The sequence below is a fragment of the Arthrobacter sp. AL12 genome (assembly GCF_029960645.1).
In the GTDB taxonomy this organism is placed as follows: Bacteria; Actinomycetota; Actinomycetes; order Actinomycetales; family Micrococcaceae; genus Arthrobacter.
This window is the reverse complement of the sequence record NZ_JASBQY010000043.1, coordinates 1-1,297: the sequence shown is the minus strand read 5'-3', so window position 1 is coordinate 1,297 and position 1,297 is coordinate 1. Positions and strand designations below refer to the sequence as shown.

The following is a 1,297-nucleotide window of genomic DNA, read 5'->3' as shown; positions in this document are numbered from 1 at the left end:
TGGGCTGCTGCGGGGATTTCGGACAGCGGAATTAGTGGATTCTTCTACGCTGCCAGGGCTGGCTGTTGATAACCATAGTGGACTTCGTTGGGCCGGCGGTAACCGAGCGCGGAGTGACGGCGCCGGCTGTTGTAAAACCCCTCGATATAGCAAATGACGTCGCTGCGGGCTTGGGATTTAGTGGCGTAAACGGTCCGGTAGACACGCTCGGTTTTCAGGGCTGAGAAGAACGACTCGGCCATGCTGTTGTCCCAGCACACGCCGGTGCGTCCCATCGATGAGCGCATCCCCAGGCCGGCCACCAGGGCCCGAAATCCGGCCGAGGTATAGACGCTTCCGCGGTCGGAGTGCCAGATTGCGTCGGGCTCGATCCGGGTTGTAGCGGCGGCGTTCTTGAGCGCGTCGGCGACGAGCTCGGTGCGCATGTGATCGGCGATCGACCAGCCGACGACCTTCTTGGAGTAGCAGTCGATGACCGTGGCGAGGTAGACGAACCCTTGCCAGGTGTGGATGTAGGTGATGTCGCCGACGAACTTCACCCCGGGCCGGTCCGCGGTGAAGTCCCGCTGGACGAGGTCGGGCATGCCCGCGGCGGCCTCAGCGTCAGCCTCGGTGGTGACGCGGAACGGGCGTGGCTGACAGGCCACCAGGCCCTGGTGGCGCATGATCTGCCGCACCAGCTCGGGAGAGCACTCGGTCTGTTCCGCGGCGAGGTCGGCGTGGATGCGCCGGTAGCCGTAGGTGCCCTCGGACTCCTCGAAGAAGTGCTCGATCCGCGCCGTCAGGCCCTGCCGGCGGGACGCCGTGGCTGATTGCGGGCGGGTGGCCCAGTGGTAGAAACCGGAGGTTGAGACGCCTAACCAGCGGCACATTCTCACGACCGAATTCAGGTTGGCGGGCTCACTTTTCTGGGAGTCGATGTATTCGTACTTGCTCACTACCGCTGCTCCCGCGCGAAGTAAGCGCTGGCTTTTTTCAAGAAGGCAGTCTCCGCCCGCAGCTCTTGAACTTCACGCTCGAGTTCCTTCAGCCGGGCCCGTTCCGACACCGTCAGATCCGCCTCCGTGCCGTTGTTGGCCTCGCGGTACTTGACCAGCCAGTTCCGGAGCGTCTCGGGGCCGACACCATACGAGGTGGCCACGTCCTTGATCGGCTTGGACGTGTTGATCACCTCCCGGCACAACTCGTCCTTGAACTCCTGGGTAAATCGCTTGCGTGATGCGGTCATGCTGATCTCTACTTTCGGTAGACCCTCATTTTAAGAGGGCCCACTGTCCGAGATCTCCACGGCAGCCCA

1 protein-coding gene is annotated in these 1,297 nt (G+C 63.1%); it reads right to left on the bottom strand.

The window, feature by feature from the left end:
• Window positions 1-44: 44 nt before the first annotated feature.
• Window positions 45-1,228, bottom strand: a protein-coding gene (locus QK291_RS18975; RefSeq protein ID WP_282384403.1) for an IS3 family transposase whose coding sequence is annotated in 2 segments (ribosomal slippage) — window positions 45-967 and window positions 967-1,228 — 1,185 coding nt in all. Because the reading frame shifts where the segments join, the coding sequence is not laid out codon by codon here.
• Window positions 1,229-1,297 lie beyond the last annotated feature (69 nt).